Annotated in this window: 1 pseudogene; it reads left to right on the top strand. The window is 63.8% G+C overall.

From position 1 onward, the window contains the following. Positions 1–153, top strand: a pseudogene (locus ACFOSH_RS42685) (HNH endonuclease); the annotation flags it as partial. Between the last annotated feature and the right edge of the window lie 352 nt (positions 154–505).

The raw sequence follows: 505 nt of genomic DNA, 5'->3' as shown, positions 1-505 counted from the left end.
AATCTGACCCTGCTCTGCGGTTTTCATCACCGGCTGATCCACCACGGCGACTGGCAAGTCCGCATGGCAGCCGACGGGCTACCGGAGTTCATCCCGCCCCAGTACTTGGATCCGCTACAACGGATCCGGCGCAACACCCTCCAACGCGCCTGAACCACCGCATGCCCGAGGAGCCCGCCAGCCAACACGGCAACGGGCCCCTCGGCATGCCCTCAGTCACCACGCCGCCGAACCGGGACCCGGTGAACAGCATCGGGCAAGTGAACCCGGAGTGGGGCCAACTGGACCTTCACGTACCCGGCGGGCAAGAGTGCCAGAAAGCGGCCGGCAGGGTTGGTCATGAGCGGTAAGTGCCGTTCTGGCGGACCCGTATTTGCCTACCCGCTGGAACCGGATCACGATTCGTGCTGGGTGGAAGGTGTGACGGGGGAAGATTCGGACGTTGAGGGCGCGCCGATAATCAACTCGCTGGTTTGATCTTCGTTGGTGGGGTGATGCCGGTGTT

The sequence above is a fragment of the Amycolatopsis speibonae genome, assembly GCF_042647925.1.
In the GTDB taxonomy this organism is placed as follows: Bacteria; Actinomycetota; Actinomycetes; order Mycobacteriales; family Pseudonocardiaceae; genus Amycolatopsis; species Amycolatopsis speibonae.
This window is presented reverse-complemented; position numbering and strand designations above follow the sequence as displayed.